Source organism: Halpernia sp. (assembly GCF_048269545.1).
GTDB lineage: Bacteria > Bacteroidota > Bacteroidia > Flavobacteriales > Weeksellaceae > Halpernia.
In genome coordinates, this window is record NZ_JBLXIJ010000001.1 from 24,849 (window position 1) to 46,149 (window position 21,301).

A 21,301-nucleotide genomic window follows, 5' to 3' on the forward strand; every position below is an offset into this window, starting at 1 on the left:
AAAACAGCATCATTAAACCTAAAAATTTGGCGTAAATATTGTTAAATCCTGGGTTTAAATAAGTTTTATGAAAAAATATATTATTTTAATATTTATCGGTTTATTTCTTTCTTCTTGCAAAACCAAAGTTGTAAGCACTACACCAACTGATATTAATGCAACAATTGTTTCCAATACCTTCTTTTATAATGAAATTTTGAAAGATGCAAACTATGATGCTTTGAAAATTAATAGTAGAGTAAATATAGAAAATGGTAGCTTTATTCCTACTTTAGACGCAACAATATATTTGGAAAAAGATGAAAAAGTATGGTTAAATTTAACGGCTTTATTTTTAAATGTTGCGCGCGGAATTGCCACTAATAATGGTATTCAAGCTTATGAAAAGTATAATAAAACTTATATAGATTCAGATTTTGGATATTTAAATCAGCTTTTGAATGTTAATTTTATTGATTTAAAATCTTTGCAAAATTTATTAATCGGGAAAACTTTTATTCCAATTATTGAAAATGATTTTAAATTGACGAAGAATGCAGAAGTCTATCAATTAACCTCAGAAAAAAATCAAATTATAAGAAGCAATGGCAAAGAAAGTGAGTATCAAATTAAAATGAATTATACTCCAGATTTTCAACTTTCTAATGTTACTCTTAATGATGTGAATTCTGAAGATAGTCTAGAAGTTTATTACAGCAATTGGGAAGTGAATAACAATATTTCATTACCGAAAAACGTTAAAATTATTATAAATGGGAAGAAAAGAACTGAAATTTTATTAGAAAATACGAAATTTGATTTTTCTAAAATGGATACACCGTATTCTGTTCCCAATAATTATAAGAAAACTGTTATTAAATGATGATTAGGAAAGTATTTTTTTTTATCGGGCTTTTGTTTGTAAGTCATCTTTCTGCTCAGCAAAAAGAACAATTGCAACAGCAAAATGCCACATTAAAAAAACAAATTTCTAGTATTAATGCAACTTTAGCCAAAACTAAAAAAGAATCTAGACTTTCCGCTGCTTATTTAATTGGAGTAAATCAAAAAATTCAGCTTCGAGAAAAAGTTTATAACAATACACAAAAAGAAAAACATTTAATTGAAGATGATATTTATCTTCGTCAATTAGAAATTAATAGACAAAATAGAGAGCTTGCTATTTTAAGAAAAAATTACGCGGAAGTTTTGGTAAATGCTTATAAAAATAAAGGCGTTCAAAATAAAGTAACATTTATTTTATCTGCAAAAAATTTAGGAGAAGCTCTTCGACGCGTTCAATATTTAAAACAGTACGCAGATTATCAAGATAAAAAAGCAGCAGAAATAACCGACGCCGCAATAAAACTTAAAAAATCTATAGCTTCTCGGCAAAAATCGATGAAAGAAAAAGAAAATCTTCTTTCTAACCAACAAAAAGACTTACAAACCATTAATATTGAAAGACAGCAAAAAGAAAAACTTTTAGCCGATTTTAAAGCCAATGAAGCACAACTTACCGCTCAGATTAGACAAAAACAAGCAGAATCTAAAGCTTTAGAAGCAAAGATTAGAACAATTATTAATGAAGAAATTAAATTAGCTAAAGCAAAAGCTGAAGCAGAAAAAAAAGCCGAAGCAGAAAGAGTGAGAATGGCAAAAATTGCTGCAGATAGAGAAAAAGCCAGAATTGACGCAGAAAATAAAGCAAAAGCAGACGCTTTAGAAAAAGAAAGAAAAATAGCAGAATTAGAAGCGAAAAAAGCTGCTGATTTAGCTGCAAAAAAAGCAGAAGATGAACGCAAAAGATCTGCAGATGCGGCACGAGCAGATGCAAACGCAAAAGATGAAGAACGAAGAGTGACGGCTGCAAAAGAAGCTGCTGCAGCAGAAAATGCTTCAAGAATAGCTGCAAACAAAGCTGCAAATGCACGTGCTGCAGAAGCTGAATTAGAAAAAAGTAAGAACGAGAAGAAAAAAGCTGCGGAAACCAAAGCAAATACAAACTACGGTGTGAATATTAATTTAGCTGGGAATAATTTTGCTGCGAATCGTGGGAGAATAAGTATGCCTGTGAGAGGAACTATTACTCACAAATTCGGAAGACAACCACATCCTTTTTTAAAAGGTATTGTAGAAGATAATGCAGGAATAAGAATTGCAGTAGCTCCTGGTACAAAAGCACAATGCGTTTTCCCCGGAGTGGTTACAGGAGTTATTCAAAATGGAGATTTAAGAGCCGTTATTGTTAAACACGGTGATTATTTCACAGTTTATAGCAACCTTTCCAGTACAAATGTTTCCGCCAATCAAAACGTGGCTGCAGGAACTGTAATTGGAGAGGTGGGAAAAGATTTCGATGGTACCTATACTTTAGATTTTCAAATCTATAATGGAGAAAAACCAGTAGATCCTTTAGGATGGATTTCAAATTAAAATAATATAACTTTGTTAAAATTTACAAAATGATTACAATTACAATACTTTCTTTATCTTGGCAACACATTTTAATAATTGCCTTAATTTTAATTTTACTTTTTGGTGGTAAAAAAATTCCTGAATTAATGCGCGGAATGGGTTCTGGTATTAAAGAATTTAAAGATGCAGTGAAAGAAGATGAGAATAAAAAACCTACTACAGAACAACCAGTGAATAATCCAAATCCTGTAAATAATACTACAGAAAATACTAATAATCCGAGCTAAAAAACATAATCATGTCTTTTTCTGAAACAGCATGGAAGGTTTTTAACCAATCCGTGGAGCATTATCACGTTCATGATGACGTCAATTATTTGAACGAAAATCCTTATGAGGAAGCCTCTTTGGAACAAATTTTGTATGCAAAAAACTGGATTGATTCCGTTCAATGGCATTTAGAAGATATCATCAGAGAAGAAGACATAAATCCAATTGAAGCTTTGAAATTAAAAAGAAGAATAGATGCTTCTAATCAAAAGCGAACAGATTTAGTAGAATATATTGATGCTTGGTTTTTTAAGAAATACGAAAATATCACTCCGAAAGTAGATGCGAAAATAAATACCGAAACTATTGCTTGGGCAGTAGATCGCTTATCAATTTTAGCCTTGAAAGTATATCACATGAAACAAGAAGCAGAACGCGAAAGCGCTTCTGTAGAACATAGAGAAAAATGTCAAGATAAATTAAATATTTTGTTAGAACAACATAAAGATTTATCACAAGCTATAGACCAATTGTTGATTGATATTGAGAACGGAATTGTAAAGATGAAATTATACAAACAAATGAAAATGTATAATGATGAATCTCTCAATCCGATTTTATATCAAAAAACAAAAAAATGAAAAGAAATATTGGTGTAGCTTTGGTTTTTGCTCTCTTGTTAGTAAGTTGTACTGCAGAAAAAATTAACCTATCTCCAATCTCAGATAATGTTTCTAATGATTTATATCCTTCAAGCGATGCAGATGTAAAAACTGAAGCAATTGCGTATCAATCTGAAATCACTAATCTTATTGCTTCTTTCCCAAAATTTAAAAATAAAAATTTAAATAAGGAAGTCCATAATTTGAAAATTTCACTAAACAATTATGTTATTGCCTACTCCAAAAAAGATCAAAAAGCGATGAAAAATGCGTATAAAGAATATGTAAGTTCTTACAAAAAAATTCAAATATTACGCAAACATTTAAATAAAGACCAAGATAATATTTTAAATCGCTATATGGTCAGAATTAAAACCAATATCAATTTATTGGAATCTATTAATTAAATTCACTTTAGAATAAAAAATATTTACTTATAAATGATTACAAAACAAGCAGAATCTTTAGTTCCCACAGAATTTGGAAACTTTAGAATAATTGCGTTTTCAGAAGTTGAAAATAATTGGATGCCACATATGGCAATTATTGCAGAAGGTACAGATTTAAAGAAAGTTGTAAATGTCCGTTTCCATTCCGAATGTATTACCGGAGAAGTTTTTCATTCCAAAAAATGTGAATGTGGAAAACAACTTGATTATTCAATGCAATTTATTCATGAACATGGTGGTGTAATAATTTATCTTCGACAAGAAGGAAGAAATATTGGAATAATTAATAAGCTAAAAGCTTACGCATTACAAGAACAAGGTTTAGATACTGTAGAAGCTAATTTAGAATTAGGTTTACCTGCAGACGACCGGAATTTTAATATTGCAATAGATATGCTAAATGAACTCGGCATTAAGGAAATAAATTTACTTACTAATAATCCATTAAAAATGGAAGCTGTAGAAAAAAGTAATATTAATTTAATTTCTAGAATTCCTCTGCAAATTCCTTCTACAAAAGAAAGCAAAAGTTATCTAGATGTAAAAAAATCTTATTTTGGACATCTTTTAAAAGATGAGAATATGGAAAAGAAAAAAGCAGTTGAATAATCAACTGCTTTTTTTATTTTAATTTAATATTACAAGGTTTTCACGTTAGATTCTTTAATATTATAAAATTTCGCAACACTTTCATAGTTCGTTAGATCTACATTTGCGTTTGTATTTTTACTTCCAGTTGCTGCAGGAACTACAACGACTCTAAAAGTTTGATTATTAATATAAGTGGGAGCTAAACCAGGATCAAAAGTTCCACCAGCATAAATTTGAATATCCACTCTACTAAAATCATAGTCATAATCTAATTCTCCTTGCGTTAAATAAAGCGTTCTTGGAATTGATTGCCAAACTGGACTTCCATTATTTGTAGTTCCTGATTTTCTGAAAATTAAAACTACGTCACTTTCTACCAATGGATTATTAAAGTTTCTAGAAATGGTATAATCTCCATTATTATCTTTAACAAAACTAACATTATTTAAATCATATGCTGTAGAATAAGTATCATTATCTTGCACTTGTTGCACATTATCATTTGTTCGGTCGCAACTTAATACACTAAAAGCCAATAAACCGATTATGGCGAGAGAAACTATTTTTTTCATTTTTTAAAATTTAATTTGTTTTTTACTTTCAAAAGATATACCAATTAAGTGCCACTTTAAAATAATTAAAAAACGTAATTTTGTTTCTAAACCAAATTAGTCTATGCGAAATTATTTTCTTGTTATTTTTATATTAATTACATTTATTTCTCCGAGTTTAAATGCGCAATATCTACCCAAAAACTTGTCTTCTAAAGAACAAAAAGAAGCGCAAAAATGGGTAAATGAAACTTATAATAATTTAAATCAAAATGAAAGATTAGGACAATTATTCATCATTGCACTTTACACAAATAAAGATGAAGCACACATTAATTTTGTTAGAAATTTAGTAGAAAAAGAAAAAATTGGTGGTTTAATTTTAATGCAAGATGATGCCGCAAAGGAAATTAATTTAGTTAATGAATTTCAGCAAAAATCAAAAGTGCCATTAATGATTGGTATGGACGCAGAATGGGGACTTTTCCAAAGAATTGCAAAGGCACACAAATTTCCTTGGGCGATAACTTTAGGTGCAATTCAAGATAAAAAATTAATTTATGAAATGACTTCCCAGATTGCAAAAGATTGCAAAAGAATGGGAATTAATTGGGATTTTGCGCCAGTTGTAGATGTAAATACAAATCCAAATAATCCCATAATTGGAAATCGGAGTTTCGGCTCAGAAGTTGAAAATGTGGTAAAATCTGCAACCGCTTATTTTGAAGGTTTACAAGACCATAATATTTTAGCCGCGATGAAACATTTCCCCGGACATGGCGATGCAGATACAGATTCTCATTTAGATTTACCTGTGATAAACCATTCTCTCGCTCGTTTAAACGCTGTAGAATTAGCTCCTTTTAAAGCATTAATACACAAAGGAATTGGTGGAGTTATGATCGCGCATTTGTACGTTCCGAAATTGGAAAGTAAAAAAATCCCTGCTTCACTTTCTTATGATATTGTAACCAAACTTTTAAAAGAAAAATTTGGATATAAAGGTTTAATAATTACCGATGCATTAAATATGGGCGCAGTCGCAAAAAGATATAAACCAGGAGAAGTTGATGCGATGGCTTTTAAAGCAGGAAATGATATTTTACTTTTTTCTTACGGTGTTGTAGAAGCAAAAAGATTAATTCAACAAGCAATCGACAACGGTGAAATCTCTGAAAAAAGATTGGAAGAAAGTGTGAAGAAAATATTATTAACTAAATATTATTTAGGTTTAACAAAATACGAAGCAAGAAATCCTGAAAATATTAATGAAGATTTGAATAATGAAACGCACGTAAAATTAGCCCAAAAACTTTACAGCAACGCATTAACTTTAATTAAAAATAAAGAAAATTTATTGCCATTAAAGTGCAAAGAAACTTATTATTATGTTCCTTTAGAAGAAGCACCTTATGACACTTTTCTTTCAGAATTAAATTTAAACACAACTGTAATTCTAAAAAAAGTTTCCGAAATTTCTACTATTCCTGCAAACTCAAAAGTGATTGTAGGTTTTCATAAAGACAATTCAACTGCATATAAATCTTTCAAAATTTCACAAGAAAGTAAAAATATTTTAGCAGAATTAAATAAAAACCAAAACGTCATTTTAACCGTTTTTGGAAGTCCGTATGCATTGAAAGATATCGACATTTCTAAAACTTCAACGGTTTTAGTCGCTTATGAAAATAACGATGATTCTCAAACTGCAGTTGCAAAAGCACTTTTGGGTGAAACAAAAATTCACGGGAGAATTCCAGTTTTGGTAAATGAAAATATAAAAGCAGGAATGGGAATGGATTTAAAAGCAACTTCACAAAAATAAATAATTAAATAAAAATGATAAAAATAGGAATTCTCTGTTATCCAACTTACGGCGGAAGTGGCATTGTTGCAACAGAACTCGGAATGTCTTTAGCAAATAAAGGTTATGAAGTACATTTTATTTCCAGCAATTTACCAGCGAGATTAGACATAGCAAATCCCAATATTTTTTTCCATAAAGTGAACGTGCAAACTTATCCACTTTTTCAATATCAACCTTACGATATTGCACTTTCTTCTATGATTTTTAGAGTCGTAAATCTTTATAAATTAGATATTTTACACGCACATTACGCAATTCCTTACGCTTATGCGGCATTTATGGCAAAGCAAATGTTAAAAGAAATAAATCGTGATATCCCGCTTGTAACAACGCTTCACGGAACAGACATTACTTTAGTTGGGCAACATCCAAGTTACAAACATGCAGTTGAATTTTCTATTAATCAATCTGACACAATCACTTCTGTTTCTGAAAGTTTAAAAAAAGATACTTTACAAAAGTTTCATATTAAAAAAGAAATTCAAGTAATTACTAATTTTATAGATAATTCCGAATTTTCAAATTTTGAAATTTGTTCAAGAAAACAATTGGCAAAATCTGATGAAAAAATTTTAATTCACGTTTCCAATTTACGTCCCGTAAAAAGAGTTTCCGAAGTATTAGAAATATTTAAAAATGTTCAGAAAAAAATAAAATCAAAATTAATTATCATCGGTGAAGGTCCAGATATGGAAGTCATCAATGAATTTTTGGAAGAAAATCCAGAATTAATGGATAAAATCCGTTTGATGGGAAAGGTGAACGATTTATATAAAATTTTAGAACTTTCTGATGTTTTTCTTTTGCCTTCAGAACAAGAAAGTTTTGGACTTGCCGCTTTGGAAGCTATGGCTGCTTCAACTCCTGTTATAAGTTCAAATGCAGGTGGAATTCCCGAAGTAAATATTCAAGGTGTGACTGGATTTTTAGCCGAAGTTGGAAATGTAGAAGCAATGAGCAATTACACGATCAAACTTTTGAGTGATGAAAAACTTTTGGCAGAAATGAAATTGAACGCGAAAAAACAAGCGGTGAAATTTGATTTAAAGAACATTTTGCCAATTTATGAGAAAATGTATGCGGAAACTTTGAGTAAATTCAAGGCATAGTTTTCACGCAGGGTCGCTAAGTTTTTAGCGCAAAGGGCGCAAAGATTAATATTACTTTTAAAATAAAAATTATTAAATTTATTTCTTTAAAATTTGATAATGACAGAAAATGATTTGTCTTATAAGATAATCGGAATTGCAATGAATTTGCATAAAAATATTGGCGCTGGTTTGCTGGAAGCCGCGTACGAAAATGCGCTTGCTTTTGATTTGAAAGAAGCCGGTTATGAGGTAAAGCAACAAATTCCAATGCCTTTTATTTATAAAGAAATTAATTTAGAAATAGGCTATAGAATAGATCTATTAGTTAATCAAAAAGTATTGATTGAAGTAAAATCAATTGAAAATTTGGCACCAGTTCATTTCGCACAAACATTAACTTATTTAAAATTATCGGGTATTAAACTAGGCTTACTGATAAATTTCAATACTAAACTTTTGAAAAACGGAATCCACCGTGTAGTAAACAATTTATAGTTTTTTTAATAATTTATCTTCCAATAGCAATAGTAACCTTTGCGCCCTTTGCGCTAAAAACTTAGCGTCTTTGCGAGAAACAGAAATATCATGAATGAAAAACTGCTACAATATCTTTGGAATTTCAAAATTTTCAACAATTTTGATTTTAAAGATATTGAAGGAAATTTATTAGAAATTTTAAATTTCGGGCAGTGGAATTTTAATTCTGGCGCCGATTTTCTGGAAGGAAAAATAAAATTTAATGATTTAATTTTAGCGGGAAACATCGAACTTCACGTGAAATCTTCAGATTGGATTTTCCACCAACACTCGGGAAATCAGGATTTTGACAATTTAATTTTACATGTTGTTTACGAACACGATTTAGATATTGATGAATTTTCCGCAAAAAATATTCCGACGCTTGAACTCAAAAATTATATTGATAAAAATATAATTGAAAAATACTCTAAACTTTTAAATGAGATTTCTTTCATTCCGTGCGAAGAAATTTTTGATGTAGAAAAAGTTCCTTTTAATTTTACTGATGAAACTTTACTCAAAAAATTAGATGAAAAATCCGAAAAAATAAGTTTGCAATTATCTTCCACACAAAATAATTACGAAGCAGTTCTCTTTCAAAACTTAGCTTATGCATTTGGTTTAAAGGTAAATGCAGAAATATTTCAACAGTTTGCAATGGAAATAGATTTTAATTTGATAAATAAAATTAAGCAAAATGATCTGCAACTTGAAGCCTTATTTTTTGGGATTTTTGGTTGGTTAAAAAATCCTGAAGATGAAAAAATGCAGATTTGGAAACGAGAATATGAATTTTTAAAAGCAAAATATCAGCTTTCTGAATTTAGTTTTAAACCAAAATTTTTACGTTTACGACCACCAAATTTCCCAACCATTCGGCTTTCACAATTAGCAAATCTTTATTTTTCACAACCCAATCTGTTTTCAAAAATAATTTCCGCAAAATCAAAAGCAGATTTATTTTTAATTTTTAAAAATGTGAGAGCATCGGATTATTGGAACAATCATTTTAATTTCGGAAAAATTTCGCCAATTAATAATGCTAAAATTATAACCGAAAATTTTATTAATTTAATTATCATTAATGCAGTTTTACCTTTAAAATACCATTATCATAAAAATAATTCCGAGGAAATTATAGAAAATATTTTAAACTTTTATTCAGAAATTCCTGCTGAAAAAAACAACATTATTTCATCATGGCAAAATTTAAAAGTTCCTATGGATTCTTCACGTGAAAGTCAAGCATATCTGTACCATTATAAAAATTTCTGCGTCCAAAAAAAATGTTTAAATTGCAGCATTGGTTTACAATTATTAAAAAATTGAAGAATTAAAATTCTCGAAAAAATTTGCGAAAAGAAGGTATGAATTTTGCGATTTTTTCCTAAATATATCACACATGAAAGAACCTAAAATTATTAATAATTTTCGGCACAAAATAGAAAGAGAATGGTTTGGTGTTCTTACCAGAATGGGCGCAAAACTTGGGATTCCTGTCTCGAAATTACGCGTATTTTTCATTTATTCTACATTTGCTACGGTCGGAATTTTCTTTTTAATTTATCTTTTTTTAGCTTTTACACTTTGGATAAAAGATATGTTTATTCTTCGTAGACCCAATGTTTTTGATTTGTAAAATATGGAATTTATTCAGATAAAAAATTTCGAAGATTTTCGTGTAAAAAATATATACGAAAACTATTGCAACACTTTTCCGGAACTGGAAAGACGAAGTGAGAAACAATTCAGACAACTTTTTAAAAACGAAAATGTGAAGGTTCTCTCTTTATTAAACGAGTTGAAATTTATCGGTTATTTAATCATTTGGGAATTACAAGGTTTTGTTTTTTTGGAACACTTTGAAGTTTTTGAAAGTTATAGAAATCAAAAGTTTGGGGAAGAAATTTTAAAAGAATTAGAAAGAGATTATTTTAAAATTATTTTAGAGACTGAAAAAGAAAATTTTAATGAAAATGCAAAACGTCGAATTACTTTTTATTTAAAAAATGGCTTTCATCAAATTTCAGATTCTTATGTACAACCCAGTTATGGCGACGGAAAAACAAATTTAGAATTATTACTTTTCGCAAATTGGGAAGTAGAAAATTTAGATTTAATTATTGAAAATATTTATGATGTGGTTTATCGGAAATAATTTTTTCAAAAAACTATTTCACTTGATATTCTAATTTTATTGTTATACTCGCTTCTTTTTCTCGTGAAGAAGTATTAAAAGTTCCGCCGTAAGAATAATCTTCATTAGAATTTGGTGCTGTAATTTGAATTACGCCCATTGTTGCTTTCTTAAGATTTCCTAAACTTGCTCCTGCATTTTCTGCGATTTTTTCAGCGCGTTCTTTTGCATCTTTTGTGGCATTTGCAATCATTTCGTGTTTTACTTCTGCTAATTTTGTGTAAAAATATTGCGGTGCAGAAGATGTAAATTCTACTCCACGATTGATAATTTCAGTTATATTTCGGGAAAGATTTTCAATTTTTTGTACTTCTTTGCTTTCAATTGAAACTGTTTGAGATAAATTATATCCGGCAAAAGTTTGATGACTTGCGCCATTTGCATCATTCGTATAATTGTAATTTTTCTGAATATCAACGGCGGAAAATACCATTTCACTCGGTTTTATTCCTTTTGAAATGAGATAATCTGAAATCACTTTTCTATCAACCGCTAAATCATCATACGCAGATTTTAATTCAAAATTATTTTTGGTAAAACTTCCAATCCAGGTAATTAAATCTGAAGTAAACTCTTTTGATCCTAATCCAGTTACAGAAATTGTATTGTCAGATTGGTTTCTATTTTTAATAGCATTTCCAAGAAAAGCCAAACCAATGATAAAACCAAGTGCAGCAATACTTATCGCGATTATTGATTTGTTCATAATTGAGATTATTTAACTATAAATTTACGCAAATTATTTAAACATAAAAAACTACTGTTTCTTATTCTTTTTTAAATATTCTGTGGCAACTTGTATTAAAGCAAAAGAAACTTTATCAATATTTTTTTGTTTAAAACCACTTACAACGCTGGAATTGGTATTAATTGCAAAACCTAAGAAATCCGAAATCTGATTTTCTGGAATATTATTTTCTTTAAAAAAATCTTCTTTTAGATTGGTTTTTATCCACTCTATTTTCTCTTGAAAATCCTGATATTTATAAAGTCGTTTTTGTCGGCGCGCTTTTCCACTCGCCAAATCATAAATTCCTTGAACATTTAAATTCCCAAATAAAATTGGTAATAAAACAGATTTTTTTAAATCTGCGGGTTTTTCTCTGGGCTTTTCTGGTGATTTTGGTAAACCAATATCCTGTTCTAATTGTGCCACTTTATCAACTCTATTTAATTTTTTCGAATCTTTTGACAAGTCTCCAGAAGGGACAAAACTTAAATCTACCGTTTCAATTAATTCTGGTGTGTAACTCATAAAAATCTTTACCGAAAAAATAAAATTGGCAGAAGTAATTTTCACAGATGCACGATCATAATTTACCCGAACAAATCGTAATTCATCCTTTTCATTTGCATTAATTTTAAAATTTCCAAATTCATCAGAAACGGTTTTCTCATCTGTATTAATATTTACAACTAAAACACCAGAAAGCGCAAATTGATTTTCATTAAAAACGGTTCCCGAAACTGAAGATTGAGAATAGAAATAGTGAGAAGAAAAGAGAAAAATTAAAAAAAATAAATATTGTTTCAAAGGCATTAGTTTGGTGTAAATGTAAATTGAAAATCCTTCTTATTTAAAATTTTAACCAGACTTAACTTTTTTAAGATTTTTTGGTAAATAATTAATTTAAATTATCTTAAAATTCTTCAAAAGAAATCTAATAATTAAACAAAAATCTCTTGTAGATTTCGTGGGATTTTTCTTTCTCTCGCATATTTTGCTAAATGAGCAGATTAAAGAAAAAAGATACTTCACTTCGCTTTGCTACGTTCAGAATGACAAAAGCAGATGTTTCTCAAAATTTAACTTTAAATAAATCTTTTATTTTCTTAAATTGCATCAACTCTAATAAAAATAAATGCAAACTTATTTCGCCATAAATGCTTCTGCCGGTTCTGGGAAAACCTATTCATTAGTACAAAAACTTCTGATGCTTTGTCTAGAGTCTGCTGAAAAATCTGATGGAATTAGTCAAATTTTAGCTTTAACTTTTACCAATAAAGCTGCGAATGAAATGAAATCTAGAATTCTAGAATGGCTAGAAAGTTTCACCAAAGAAGATTATAAGAAAAATGAAGCGCTACTTGGAATTCAACAAAAATTTAAATTAAAAGGCAAAGAAATTTCATTAGACGAACTTCACCGCCGTTCTAAGAAAGTTTTAGATTATATTTTGCACCATTATTCTACTTTAAATATTGGAACAATTGATAAGTTTAATGCAAGATTGGTTAGAAGTTTTTCTAATGAATTGGGTTTGGCTCAAAACTTTAATTTAGAAATTCAAGCAGAACCTTTTTTAATAGAAGCTGTCGATAAAATGCTTGATAAAATTGGCGCAGATGAAACCATTTCGGAAGCATTTATGGATTTCATTAATTACAAATTAGACAACGAAGAACGCGTTTACATCAACAAAAGTTTGTACAAAAAAGCAAAGCAATTTGTGAGCGATGTGCATTATGAAGAACTGAAAAATAACAAAGATTTCAACTGGAAAATTTATGATAAAGTAAAAATAAAATTGCGAGCTGAAATTGTTGTACATCAAAATATTGCGAAAGAAAAAGTTGAAGAAACTCTCCAAATTTTAAAAGAAAAAAATCTCGAAATTGTAGATTTCTCTGGTGGAAATTCAAATGGATTAGGGAGATTTTTCTTTGAATATTTGAAATTTGCAAATGGAGAAAAGAAAGATTTCCCATTTCCAGGTGATGAACAAAGAGCCCATTTAGTTTTCGAAAAAGGAGCTTCTACAAAAGGAAAACATAAAGAATCTGAAATTTTTGAAATCTTAAATTATCTTTTGGAAGCGCGGCAAATAATTATTAAAAACTATATTTCTTCCATAAAAAAAGAAAAAATTCTACAAGAATTATTGCCTTTAAAAATTAATAAAGAAATACAAGATCAATTGGCTTTAATAGAAGAAGAAAATGATTTGGTTTTACTTTCAAAATTTAATGTTTTAATTAATGAGAATTTAAAGAACGAACCGTCTTCTTTTATTTATGAAAAAGTCGGGACAAAATATCTACATTACTTTTTAGATGAGTTTCAAGATACTTCAAAAATGCAATGGGAAAATATTTTGCCTCTTAGAGATCACACAATTAATTCTGAAGAAAATTCTTTCACTTTGGTTGGAGATCCAAAACAAAGTATTTACAGATTTCGTGGCGGTGAAAGTGAAATAATGCTCCATATTCTGAATAGAAATGAAAAAACCAATATTCCGGTAAGTCTGGAATTTTTAGAACATAACTGGCGAAGTGCAAAAAATATAGTTGATTTTAATAATCAATTGTATGCTTTTTTATCTAAAGATTTAGAAGCAGAACACAGAGAATTGTTTAGTGAAAAAGCACAGCAAAACGCACAGAAAAAATTTGCAGGACGCGTAAAAGTGAATTTGCAAGAATATTCCAGAAGTAATTCGGAGTTTTTTGAAACGGCAACTTCGCAAATGCAAAAAGATATTCAAGAATGTTTGAATAATGGTTTTGGACTTTCTGACATCACAATTCTTTGCAGAGGAGGTCATGAAATTAAAGAATTTTCTCAACTTCTTGGGAAAGAAAAAATATTTTATAATGACAACGAACAATACATCAAAACCATTTCTGAGAAAGGATTAACGCTAGATTTATCTTTAAGCTTAAAAGCTTTAATAGAATTTCTCCAATGGAAATCTCAGCCGAAAAACAGACAACATTTGGTAAAAATGTTTTATTATTTAAAAGAATCTGGAAGAATTTACATTGAAGATTTTACCGCAGAAATGTTGAAACTTTTAGAAATAAAAGAGCAAGATGTTTTGGAAAATTATATTTTGGAGCAATTTCAATTAAATTTAAATCCGAAAGATTTACCCAAATTGAATCTTTATAATGAAATAGAATTTTTTGTACACGAGTTTTCAGTGAAAAACTTTGAAACCGATTTTCTCTTGAATTTTTTAGAAATGCTTTATAATTACAGCCAAAACAGTGGAAATACTTTAAAAGATTTTCTAGAATATTGGTCGGAAGAAGCTCATAAAATTTCCATTCAAGCGAGTGAAAATATTGATGCAATTAGATTAATGACCATTCACGCTGCAAAAGGTTTAGAATTTCCCGTGGTTTTTTTACCAATGAAAAATAGCAACAAAGACAAAAAAATAAATGATTGGCTTACTTTGGAAGGTTATGAAGAATTAAAATCTATTAACATTGATGGTTTTTCAGATAAACTTGAAAGTTATGACGAAGAAATTGCGAATTTTAATTCTGGAAATTTTTATAAAAATAAAATCGATCGTTATTGTTTACAATATGTTGCGACAACAAGACCTGTAGAACAACTTTTTTTATATCTTCAAAATAAAAGCAAATCTGGCGAAAATCACTTAGAATTATTAGATTTTATTGAAACTAAAAACCCTGAAAATTTAGAAGAATTAGAACTTTATCCAGAAATAAATAGTTCTTTCAAAAAGCAAAATATAAAAAAAGAGAAAAAATTTAATACCAAAAGTATTACTTCTTTAACGCAGAAAACGAAAGTTAAAAATAATTTGAAAATTGCAACACCTTCAAAAAATTACCAAGTTCGGAATGAAAAGGTGAGATTGGGGATTTTCACACATGAAATTTTATCAAAAATAAATTCTGAAAAAGATGTGGATTTTGTTTTGGAACAATATGTTTTAGACGGAATAATTAATCGAAATGAGAAAGAACTAATTACGAAAAGAATTTTAGAAATTATTAAAAATCCCGCGAATTCCGATTATTTCAACTCTGATTTAAATATTATTAATGAAAAAGATATTTTGATTTCTGAAAACGGAATTTCTGAAATTTACAGACCTGATAGATTAATTGAAAAAGAAAATGGTTGGTTGATTGTGGATTTTAAAACTGGTGAAGAAACCGATGAGAAAAAGAAAAAATATGAAAAACAAGTTTCAACTTATAAAAGCGTTTTAGAAAAATTAGGCAAAAAAGTTTTGAAAACTGAGATTGTTTATGTGTAGATTTAGGATTTAGGATTTAGGATTTAGGATTTAGGAAAAATAAAACTCTGCTAATTTTTTAGCAGAGTTTTTATCATTAAGTTTAGAAAAATTTATTTCTTAACTGCAGTTACAACTTGTCCTTCCATTTTGGTAATATTATCAAAAATTTGCTTGAAAGCCAGATAATATTCTTTCGGGAAAACCGAATCATCAATTGTAGTTGTAGTTTCAACGGTTAATTTATTTCCTTCTTGTGTTACATCATACAAATAAGAAATAGAATTATCTTCCGTTCTGAATTTTTTAGATTTCGGAACGTTTTCAAAAACATAACCTTCTGGTAAAGTGATGCTTACTTTTTTAATTCTATCATAAGATGAATAAAATTCTAAAGGCGCTTTTCTTTCTTCTTCTTGATTAAAATCGTGGTTTTTAGAATAAAGAAAAAGCAAAGGATTGAAGACCAATTTATTACCAATTGCATCTACAAAAGTATCAGAATCAAAATCAAATGAAGTGGAAAAAGCACCGTTTTCATCAGTTCCGGATTTTATATTTTTAAATGGAAATTTATATCTGTCTTTGTATTCTTTTTGGTAATCTTCTTTATTATCTGCATACGCTTCTTCCGCCATCATTGCGTATAATTTTTTGTCTGTATCAGAAAAGTGACCGCTAAAAGTTCCGTCGGTATTAAGTTTTGCATCTACAACCAAATCTGTTTCGCTATTATCTGGATAAATAATATTCAATTCTTTTGCTTCTTTTTCATCCATTAAAAATCCAAGATAATTTAGTGCACGTGGCGGAATTGTATTTCTACTAGAAAACTTACTTGTTGCGTCATATAAAAAGATATTTTTACCATCTTCAACGCCCGCAATTACATAATTTAAAGAAGATAAAGAAGGCGCATAAGAACGAAGAAGTCCTTTCCCGACAGTTGCTAAAACAATTGGATTTGCTTTAATTCCCGTATCTTTCATTAACATTACCAATAACAAATTAATTTCTGCACTGTTTCCAATTTTTGTAGAAATCAAATTTTTAATTCCTTTATCGGTTACAACATCCAAATCGTTATTCCATTTATAATTTTTTTGAACAAATTTTAAAATGGCATCCGCTCTTTCTACATTGTTTGTAATTGTTTTTATTTCTGCAGGAAGAATATTTTTAACAGCTGACATTTTTTTCAACTGATCTCCAAAGTTTTCATTTTTATATAACCTTTTTCTAACATCTTCCCAAGTTACAGTGAAGCTTGTAAAAATTCCATTTATGCTACTCGAATTTACCTCAGCTTTTATAGAAGTTTTATAATTATCATTATTTCTTACAAAACTTTCTTCTTTGTAAGCAGGGACATTTTCATAAGCAAATCTGTAACTGAAATGATCTCCTCCATAAATATTTCTTTCTTGTACGTCTCTAAAAGTAGGTGCCAAAGAACCTTTATAATTAATGGTATAACCTAATTGTTTTGGCGTTTCAAAAACATATTCAATGTATTTCGCAGGAATATCTCGCTCAATCATCACTTTTGGAACCGACCAATAAAAAGGCGTTTCAACTGTATAATGGTATTCTATAACGGAACCATTTTTTACATCCGGAAATGCAAATTTTGTAATGGTATAATTTTTATCTTCTGTAGATTTAAATTTAGAATCTTTTTCTACTTTGGTTTCTTTTATTTTACCATCAACAAAGTTATAAGTGTAAGCTTTTAAACTTGCTAATTTTTCACGTTGACTTCCAGTTGGAGCTTCATAAAGTGAAATTTCAGTATTTAAATAATCTCCTGCTTTATCTTTGTCATAAATTTTTATTCTACTAATTACGTCGCTGTACATAAAACCATTATAATCTATTCTATAATGATAAGATCGATAAAGAATTTCCGCAGGTGCATCAGCTTTGATGGAAGGCGTCATATTTTGAACATCTTCCACTGTTAATTTTGGCTCGTTTAAAAATTCATGTTTTTGTGCAAAAAAGGAAATACTGCACAAAAAAGCAGATAAAAACAATAATTTTATTTTCATTTTTCTTTAATTAATTTAATGTTAAGATTTTGTGATAAGAACTTTTGTATTATCTAAACTTGCGGTTTTCTTGCGAAAATTGACATAGTTTTGAAATTGTTCTTTCGGATAAGTGCCTCTATTTATGGTTAAAATCCGATGCACTTTTAATTTCCCATCTTCGTTTTTATATGAAATTGAATAAGCACCAAATTCAGATTTTATCTCTTGATTTTTTGGCATTTCAGAAAATTTATAACCTTCCGGAATTTCAAATTCTATCTCATAATCATCTTGATAAGGAAAAGAAGTTTCAAAGGGTAATTTGCGTTCTGAGTTTGCAGAAAAAGTTGTAGCGCTATAAAACGGCATTACTCGGAAGAAAATATCATTTCCTAATTTTTTAGAAAAATCTGCAGCATTTAATTTTAATTCATAATTTATTTCTGCATTATCTCTATCATTATTAAGATTTACTACATCCAAATTCTGAATATGTAAATTTTCATGTCTCCTTTTTAAAGATTCTTTAACTTCAGAATTATCATAATAAAAAAGTGGCATATTTAAATCATATTGTCCGCCGGTAAAAGTGAATTTTGAATCTGTCGAAATGCTATTATCTAAATTAATTTTTACCGTAGATCTCAAAGTTTCTTTGCTGTCTTCTGGTTTATAAACTGGCGTTTTTACAAGTTCAATTCCATCTTCTTTTACCGCTAAAACATTTCTGTAATTAGAAGTGTAATTTAAATGATTGAATGCGATATTTTGCGAAGTGTTTTCTAGCCAAATGGTATCTTTTTCTGTGGGAATCATTAAAATTGCGTGATTTCCAGAAAGTTCAGTAAAATCTTGATCATAAGATTTTGCAGAGGCATTATCATTTAGAACACAGAAATAAGCTTTAATTCCTGCCACTTGAAGCAAAGTTCTCATATAATTTGTCAAAGCTTTACAATCGCCATATCCTTTTTTCCGAACATCTTCTGCGACCATCGGTTGCCATCCGCCAATTCCCATTGCGACAAGAATATAATGGGTTTTGCTTTGCATGTATTGGTAGATTTTTTTTACTTTTTCTGAGGTTGTTCCAGTTAAATTTAAATCATTTACTTCTTTCTGAATTTCAGGTGTAATTGCAGAAACCGGTGAAATTAAATCATTATAATACCATTTTCCTAAAGTGCTCCAATTGCTGTTATCTCCTTCTCTTCCTGCAAGTGTAAATTTCTGCAAAGCAAAATCTATATGCGGTGTAAGAACTTCTAAACTTGGTGCTAAAGTTTCAAATTCAAGCGCTGGAATATTTTCATAAGTGTATTGTGACATTCCTGCAACTTCAGATTTTGAAACTTTTGCTAAAAAAGTATCATAAAATTTAGAGTTTAAAAAAATTCCAGATTTATTATTAATGTTAATTTGAGATTTTTCTAAAGCGAGATTATATTTGTTTATCGGTCTGAAAAAATTTAAATAAGCTGTGTTTGAAGTTCTTGTACTGAAAGAATATTTCAATGTGTAAGGATATTGACTCACAACTGGTTTGAAATATAAAATCCGATCATCAACATACAAAGCATTTGATGGATTATTTGAAATATCAGAAAAATCTTTTTTCGAAAATTTCTCCACTTCTTTTCCATCGCGGTCATAAATCATCACTTTTATATCGCTCACTCTTGTATTTGGATCATAAGGAATTCCTATTACAGAATAATCTTCACCGCTAGAACTTAAAATACTAATGGTTGTTTCTTCAGTAATATCCATATCTTTTACAGAATTTACAGTATAATTTTCTGTATGATTTCTTATTACGGCATACGCATTTGTACGGAGATTATTTGGAATTGAACTTATCGCAAGATCTTGGCTAAAAGTGGATGAAAAGAAAAATGAGAAAAAGAGAAAAAATAATTTTTTGAACATTTAAATGTTAATTTTTGTTAAAGCAAATATAAATAAATTTGTGTCAGTTTTAATTAAAAGCATAAAAAAAGCAGAGAAAAACTCTGCTCTTTATTTTTATTATATGGAAATTTTATTTTGTTTCCATTTTCATGGGGTTATTATTCATACCACCATTTTTTCTATTCATTCTTTTTCCTTTCATCTTTGCCATTTTATCATGCATTTTGGTTTCCCATTTTGTGTATTGTTCTGGAGTTAGAATTTGTTTCATTTCATTTTTTACGTCGCCTCTTTTATTCATTTTAGCTGCTTTTCTGTCTGCCATTTTAGCTTTTCTTTCATCCGACATTTTTTGTTGAAGCGCTTTAATTTTTAAAACTTGTGCATCTGTAAGGTTGAGTTCAGTTTTCATTTTATCCAAATGTTTTTGCTGTTTCATTTCCATGTTTTGCTTCATATCTCCACGTTTCATATTATTTGTGGAAGATTCTGTTTGTTGCGCCATAGCGAAAGTTCCTAAACCTACGAAAGCCATACTTAAAAATAATTTTTTCATTTTTCTTTATTTTAAATTAATAATTAAATCTTATTCCTCTTTTTGATAAATTAATAGAAACAAAGTTAAAGTCCATTATCACAAATTTTTGTTAAAATTTATTAAAAAATGAGCAAAATTAAATTTTGCTCATTCTCTCACTTAAAAACTCTAATTAATAAACCTATTTATCTTCTTCCCCCACCTCTTGAATTGGAAGAATTATTACTTATTTCGCTTTTTCTAGTATTAGAAACTTCAACATTTCGGCTTGATGAATTTTCATTACGGATTCTGCTATTTTCACTTCTATCCATTTTTGGTTCATATCTTCTTGGTGAAACATTCTCTGAATTACTTTCTGTTCTAAAACCATTATTTCTGGTATTTTCAGTATTTATATTTCTTACAGATTGTGAATTTTCACTTTTAGTTTCATTTCGGAAACCATTATTTTGTCTTGTAGAATTGTTTCCGTCTAAATTTCTATTCTGCAAATTGTTATTTGTATTTCTATTATTTGGATCATACAAACCATTATTCGCTCTTGGATTTTTATAATTATTTCTATCAACTTTGTACTGAACAATATTTACATTTCTATATTGTCTTTGAACATGATAACGAGGAACGTAATACGTTTTTCTATAATTTTGAAAATAAACTACAGGATTATAGCCATGATAATAATGTTTTTGAAAAACTATAAAAATCTGTGGTCCTAAAATATTTTGCAAAGCATAAAATCTTTCATAATACCATCTGTCTGGATTTGTTCCATAATAAGAATCCCAAACGCTAAATGATGGATACAATTGATTCAAGTAAATTATCTGATCAATTTGAAATCTATTTAAATGGTATTTTCTAAAAAACTTTGGCCAATTAATTGAAATAATACTATTTCGGTAATCATTATAATAACTTTGATAGTAACTTGATGGATAATAATCCGTCGGATAATCATAATAATAATCATCTGGATAATCATAATTATCACCATAATAACTGTTATTATTTGAATAATTATTAGAATTGCCGTAATTGTTATTTACTGGATATTGCTGTGCAAAACTGAAACAAGCCATCAATAATAAAGTAGAAATTAATATTTTTTGCATTTTTTTAAAGTTTAAGAACTTTCATTCGTTCTATAATTAAGATGATAAAAACAAAAAAAAGTTAAACACATTTGCTTAACTTTTTTAAAATAATTATTTTCTTTA

General features: G+C 28.8%; 20 protein-coding genes. 13 read left to right on the forward strand and 7 right to left on the reverse strand.

The features are described from left to right. Positions 1 to 67: 67 nt before the first annotated feature. From ACN0WB_RS00105 to ribA, 6 genes are read left to right on the forward strand one after another with little or no spacing between them, the layout of a single operon-like run. Positions 68 to 862, forward strand: a complete 795-nt coding sequence (locus ACN0WB_RS00105; protein WP_417427621.1) for a DUF4292 domain-containing protein — start codon at positions 68 to 70, stop codon at positions 860 to 862. Beyond that, positions 859 to 2,415, forward strand: a complete 1,557-nt coding sequence (locus ACN0WB_RS00110; RefSeq protein ID WP_417427622.1) for a peptidoglycan DD-metalloendopeptidase family protein — start codon at positions 859 to 861, stop codon at positions 2,413 to 2,415. The genes ACN0WB_RS00105 and ACN0WB_RS00110 overlap by 4 nt, the downstream gene beginning before the upstream one ends. Before the next feature lie 29 nt (positions 2,416 to 2,444). Then, on the forward strand, positions 2,445 to 2,684 hold the full coding sequence (locus ACN0WB_RS00115) for a twin-arginine translocase TatA/TatE family subunit (RefSeq protein ID WP_417427623.1): 240 nt from the start codon (positions 2,445 to 2,447) through the stop codon (positions 2,682 to 2,684). A gap of 11 nt (positions 2,685 to 2,695) precedes the next feature. Then, entirely contained in the window at positions 2,696 to 3,307 is a 612-nt protein-coding gene (locus ACN0WB_RS00120; RefSeq protein WP_417427624.1) for a DUF4254 domain-containing protein, read from the forward strand. Next, positions 3,304 to 3,735 carry a hypothetical protein gene (locus ACN0WB_RS00125; RefSeq protein ID WP_417427625.1) on the forward strand — a complete coding sequence of 144 codons (432 nt, stop codon included), beginning with the start codon at positions 3,304 to 3,306 and terminating at the stop codon, positions 3,733 to 3,735. The genes ACN0WB_RS00120 and ACN0WB_RS00125 overlap by 4 nt, the downstream gene beginning before the upstream one ends. Positions 3,736 to 3,768: 33 nt before the next feature. Then, positions 3,769 to 4,386, forward strand: coding sequence for a GTP cyclohydrolase II (ribA, locus tag ACN0WB_RS00130; RefSeq protein WP_417427626.1), 618 nt, complete (start codon positions 3,769 to 3,771; stop codon positions 4,384 to 4,386). A gap of 29 nt (positions 4,387 to 4,415) precedes the next feature. Here ribA and ACN0WB_RS00135 read toward each other — a convergent pair whose 3' ends face one another. Further along, a complete protein-coding gene (locus tag ACN0WB_RS00135; RefSeq protein ID WP_417427628.1) occupies positions 4,416 to 4,940 on the reverse strand; it encodes a hypothetical protein in 525 nt (174 codons plus the stop codon). 103 nt (positions 4,941 to 5,043) lie between these two features. On the opposite strand from ACN0WB_RS00135, the gene ACN0WB_RS00140 reads away from it, so the two are divergent. From ACN0WB_RS00140 to ACN0WB_RS00165, 6 genes are all read left to right on the forward strand, one after another. Then, the gene (locus ACN0WB_RS00140; protein WP_417427630.1) at positions 5,044 to 6,744 is read left to right on the forward strand and encodes a glycoside hydrolase family 3 protein; all 1,701 of its coding nucleotides are present in this window, start codon (positions 5,044 to 5,046) and stop codon (positions 6,742 to 6,744) included. Between the two features lie 17 nt (positions 6,745 to 6,761). After that, positions 6,762 to 7,895 (forward strand): N-acetyl-alpha-D-glucosaminyl L-malate synthase BshA, encoded by a 1,134-nt coding sequence (bshA, locus tag ACN0WB_RS00145; RefSeq protein WP_417428735.1) that lies wholly within the window; start codon positions 6,762 to 6,764, stop codon positions 7,893 to 7,895. A gap of 99 nt (positions 7,896 to 7,994) precedes the next feature. Continuing rightward, the gene (locus ACN0WB_RS00150) at positions 7,995 to 8,372 is read left to right on the forward strand and encodes a GxxExxY protein (protein WP_417427632.1); all 378 of its coding nucleotides are present in this window, start codon (positions 7,995 to 7,997) and stop codon (positions 8,370 to 8,372) included. 90 nt (positions 8,373 to 8,462) lie between these two features. Further along, complete coding sequence (locus ACN0WB_RS00155; RefSeq protein ID WP_417427634.1) at positions 8,463 to 9,725, forward strand: DUF2851 family protein; 1,263 nt, start codon at positions 8,463 to 8,465, stop codon at positions 9,723 to 9,725. An 88-nt stretch (positions 9,726 to 9,813) separates the two neighbouring features. Then, positions 9,814 to 10,035: a PspC family transcriptional regulator gene (locus ACN0WB_RS00160; protein WP_417428736.1), complete on the forward strand. Its 222-nt coding sequence runs from the start codon at positions 9,814 to 9,816 to the stop codon at positions 10,033 to 10,035. Positions 10,036 to 10,038: 3 nt separating this feature from the next. After that, positions 10,039 to 10,554: a GNAT family N-acetyltransferase gene (locus ACN0WB_RS00165; protein ID WP_417427636.1), complete on the forward strand. Its 516-nt coding sequence runs from the start codon at positions 10,039 to 10,041 to the stop codon at positions 10,552 to 10,554. 13 nt (positions 10,555 to 10,567) lie between these two features. Here the strand turns inward: ACN0WB_RS00165 and ACN0WB_RS00170 are convergent, their stop codons facing one another. After that, positions 10,568 to 11,299 (reverse strand): SIMPL domain-containing protein, encoded by a 732-nt coding sequence (locus tag ACN0WB_RS00170; protein WP_417427638.1) that lies wholly within the window; start codon positions 11,297 to 11,299, stop codon positions 10,568 to 10,570. A 51-nt stretch (positions 11,300 to 11,350) separates the two neighbouring features. Next, positions 11,351 to 12,133: a carboxypeptidase-like regulatory domain-containing protein gene (locus tag ACN0WB_RS00175; protein WP_417427640.1), complete on the reverse strand. Its 783-nt coding sequence runs from the start codon at positions 12,131 to 12,133 to the stop codon at positions 11,351 to 11,353. Positions 12,134 to 12,455: 322 nt separating this feature from the next. Between ACN0WB_RS00175 and ACN0WB_RS00180 the strand changes: the two genes are divergently transcribed. Then, positions 12,456 to 15,617: a UvrD-helicase domain-containing protein gene (locus tag ACN0WB_RS00180; RefSeq protein WP_417427642.1), complete on the forward strand. Its 3,162-nt coding sequence runs from the start codon at positions 12,456 to 12,458 to the stop codon at positions 15,615 to 15,617. 92 nt (positions 15,618 to 15,709) lie between these two features. Here ACN0WB_RS00180 and ACN0WB_RS00185 read toward each other — a convergent pair whose 3' ends face one another. From ACN0WB_RS00185 to ACN0WB_RS00200, 4 genes are all read right to left on the reverse strand, one after another. After that, positions 15,710 to 17,647 (reverse strand): DUF3857 domain-containing protein, encoded by a 1,938-nt coding sequence (locus tag ACN0WB_RS00185; RefSeq protein ID WP_417427644.1) that lies wholly within the window; start codon positions 17,645 to 17,647, stop codon positions 15,710 to 15,712. A gap of 21 nt (positions 17,648 to 17,668) precedes the next feature. Beyond that, positions 17,669 to 19,558, reverse strand: coding sequence for a DUF3857 domain-containing protein (locus tag ACN0WB_RS00190; protein ID WP_417427646.1), 1,890 nt, complete (start codon positions 19,556 to 19,558; stop codon positions 17,669 to 17,671). 112 nt (positions 19,559 to 19,670) lie between these two features. Then, on the reverse strand, positions 19,671 to 20,096 hold the full coding sequence (locus ACN0WB_RS00195) for a hypothetical protein (protein ID WP_417427648.1): 426 nt from the start codon (positions 20,094 to 20,096) through the stop codon (positions 19,671 to 19,673). 167 nt (positions 20,097 to 20,263) lie between these two features. After that, entirely contained in the window at positions 20,264 to 21,196 is a 933-nt protein-coding gene (locus tag ACN0WB_RS00200; protein ID WP_417427650.1) for a hypothetical protein, read from the reverse strand. Positions 21,197 to 21,301 lie beyond the last annotated feature (105 nt).

What these genes read in the sequence shown, in the direction of transcription:
- ACN0WB_RS00140 (WP_417427630.1), top strand. Translation starts at nt 5,044, where the DNA reads ATGCGAAATTATTTTCTTGTTATTTTTATATTAATTACATTTATTTCT.
- ACN0WB_RS00110 (WP_417427622.1), top strand. Translation starts at nt 859, where the DNA reads ATGATGATTAGGAAAGTATTTTTTTTTATCGGGCTTTTGTTTGTAAGT.
- ACN0WB_RS00150 (WP_417427632.1), top strand. Translation starts at nt 7,995, where the DNA reads ATGACAGAAAATGATTTGTCTTATAAGATAATCGGAATTGCAATGAAT.
- ACN0WB_RS00135 (WP_417427628.1), bottom strand. Translation starts at nt 4,940, where the DNA reads ATGAAAAAAATAGTTTCTCTCGCCATAATCGGTTTATTGGCTTTTAGT.
- ACN0WB_RS00195 (WP_417427648.1), bottom strand. Translation starts at nt 20,096, where the DNA reads ATGAAAAAATTATTTTTAAGTATGGCTTTCGTAGGTTTAGGAACTTTC.
- ACN0WB_RS00105 (WP_417427621.1), top strand. Translation starts at nt 68, where the DNA reads ATGAAAAAATATATTATTTTAATATTTATCGGTTTATTTCTTTCTTCT.
- ACN0WB_RS00155 (WP_417427634.1), top strand. Translation starts at nt 8,463, where the DNA reads ATGAATGAAAAACTGCTACAATATCTTTGGAATTTCAAAATTTTCAAC.
- ACN0WB_RS00175 (WP_417427640.1), bottom strand. Translation starts at nt 12,133, where the DNA reads ATGCCTTTGAAACAATATTTATTTTTTTTAATTTTTCTCTTTTCTTCT.
- ACN0WB_RS00190 (WP_417427646.1), bottom strand. Translation starts at nt 19,558, where the DNA reads ATGTTCAAAAAATTATTTTTTCTCTTTTTCTCATTTTTCTTTTCATCC.
- ACN0WB_RS00170 (WP_417427638.1), bottom strand. Translation starts at nt 11,299, where the DNA reads ATGAACAAATCAATAATCGCGATAAGTATTGCTGCACTTGGTTTTATC.
- ACN0WB_RS00185 (WP_417427644.1), bottom strand. Translation starts at nt 17,647, where the DNA reads ATGAAAATAAAATTATTGTTTTTATCTGCTTTTTTGTGCAGTATTTCC.
- ACN0WB_RS00115 (WP_417427623.1), top strand. Translation starts at nt 2,445, where the DNA reads ATGATTACAATTACAATACTTTCTTTATCTTGGCAACACATTTTAATA.
- ACN0WB_RS00165 (WP_417427636.1), top strand. Translation starts at nt 10,039, where the DNA reads ATGGAATTTATTCAGATAAAAAATTTCGAAGATTTTCGTGTAAAAAAT.
- ACN0WB_RS00125 (WP_417427625.1), top strand. Translation starts at nt 3,304, where the DNA reads ATGAAAAGAAATATTGGTGTAGCTTTGGTTTTTGCTCTCTTGTTAGTA.
- ACN0WB_RS00200 (WP_417427650.1), bottom strand. Translation starts at nt 21,196, where the DNA reads ATGCAAAAAATATTAATTTCTACTTTATTATTGATGGCTTGTTTCAGT.
- ACN0WB_RS00180 (WP_417427642.1), top strand. Translation starts at nt 12,456, where the DNA reads ATGCAAACTTATTTCGCCATAAATGCTTCTGCCGGTTCTGGGAAAACC.
- ribA (WP_417427626.1), top strand. Translation starts at nt 3,769, where the DNA reads ATGATTACAAAACAAGCAGAATCTTTAGTTCCCACAGAATTTGGAAAC.
- ACN0WB_RS00120 (WP_417427624.1), top strand. Translation starts at nt 2,696, where the DNA reads ATGTCTTTTTCTGAAACAGCATGGAAGGTTTTTAACCAATCCGTGGAG.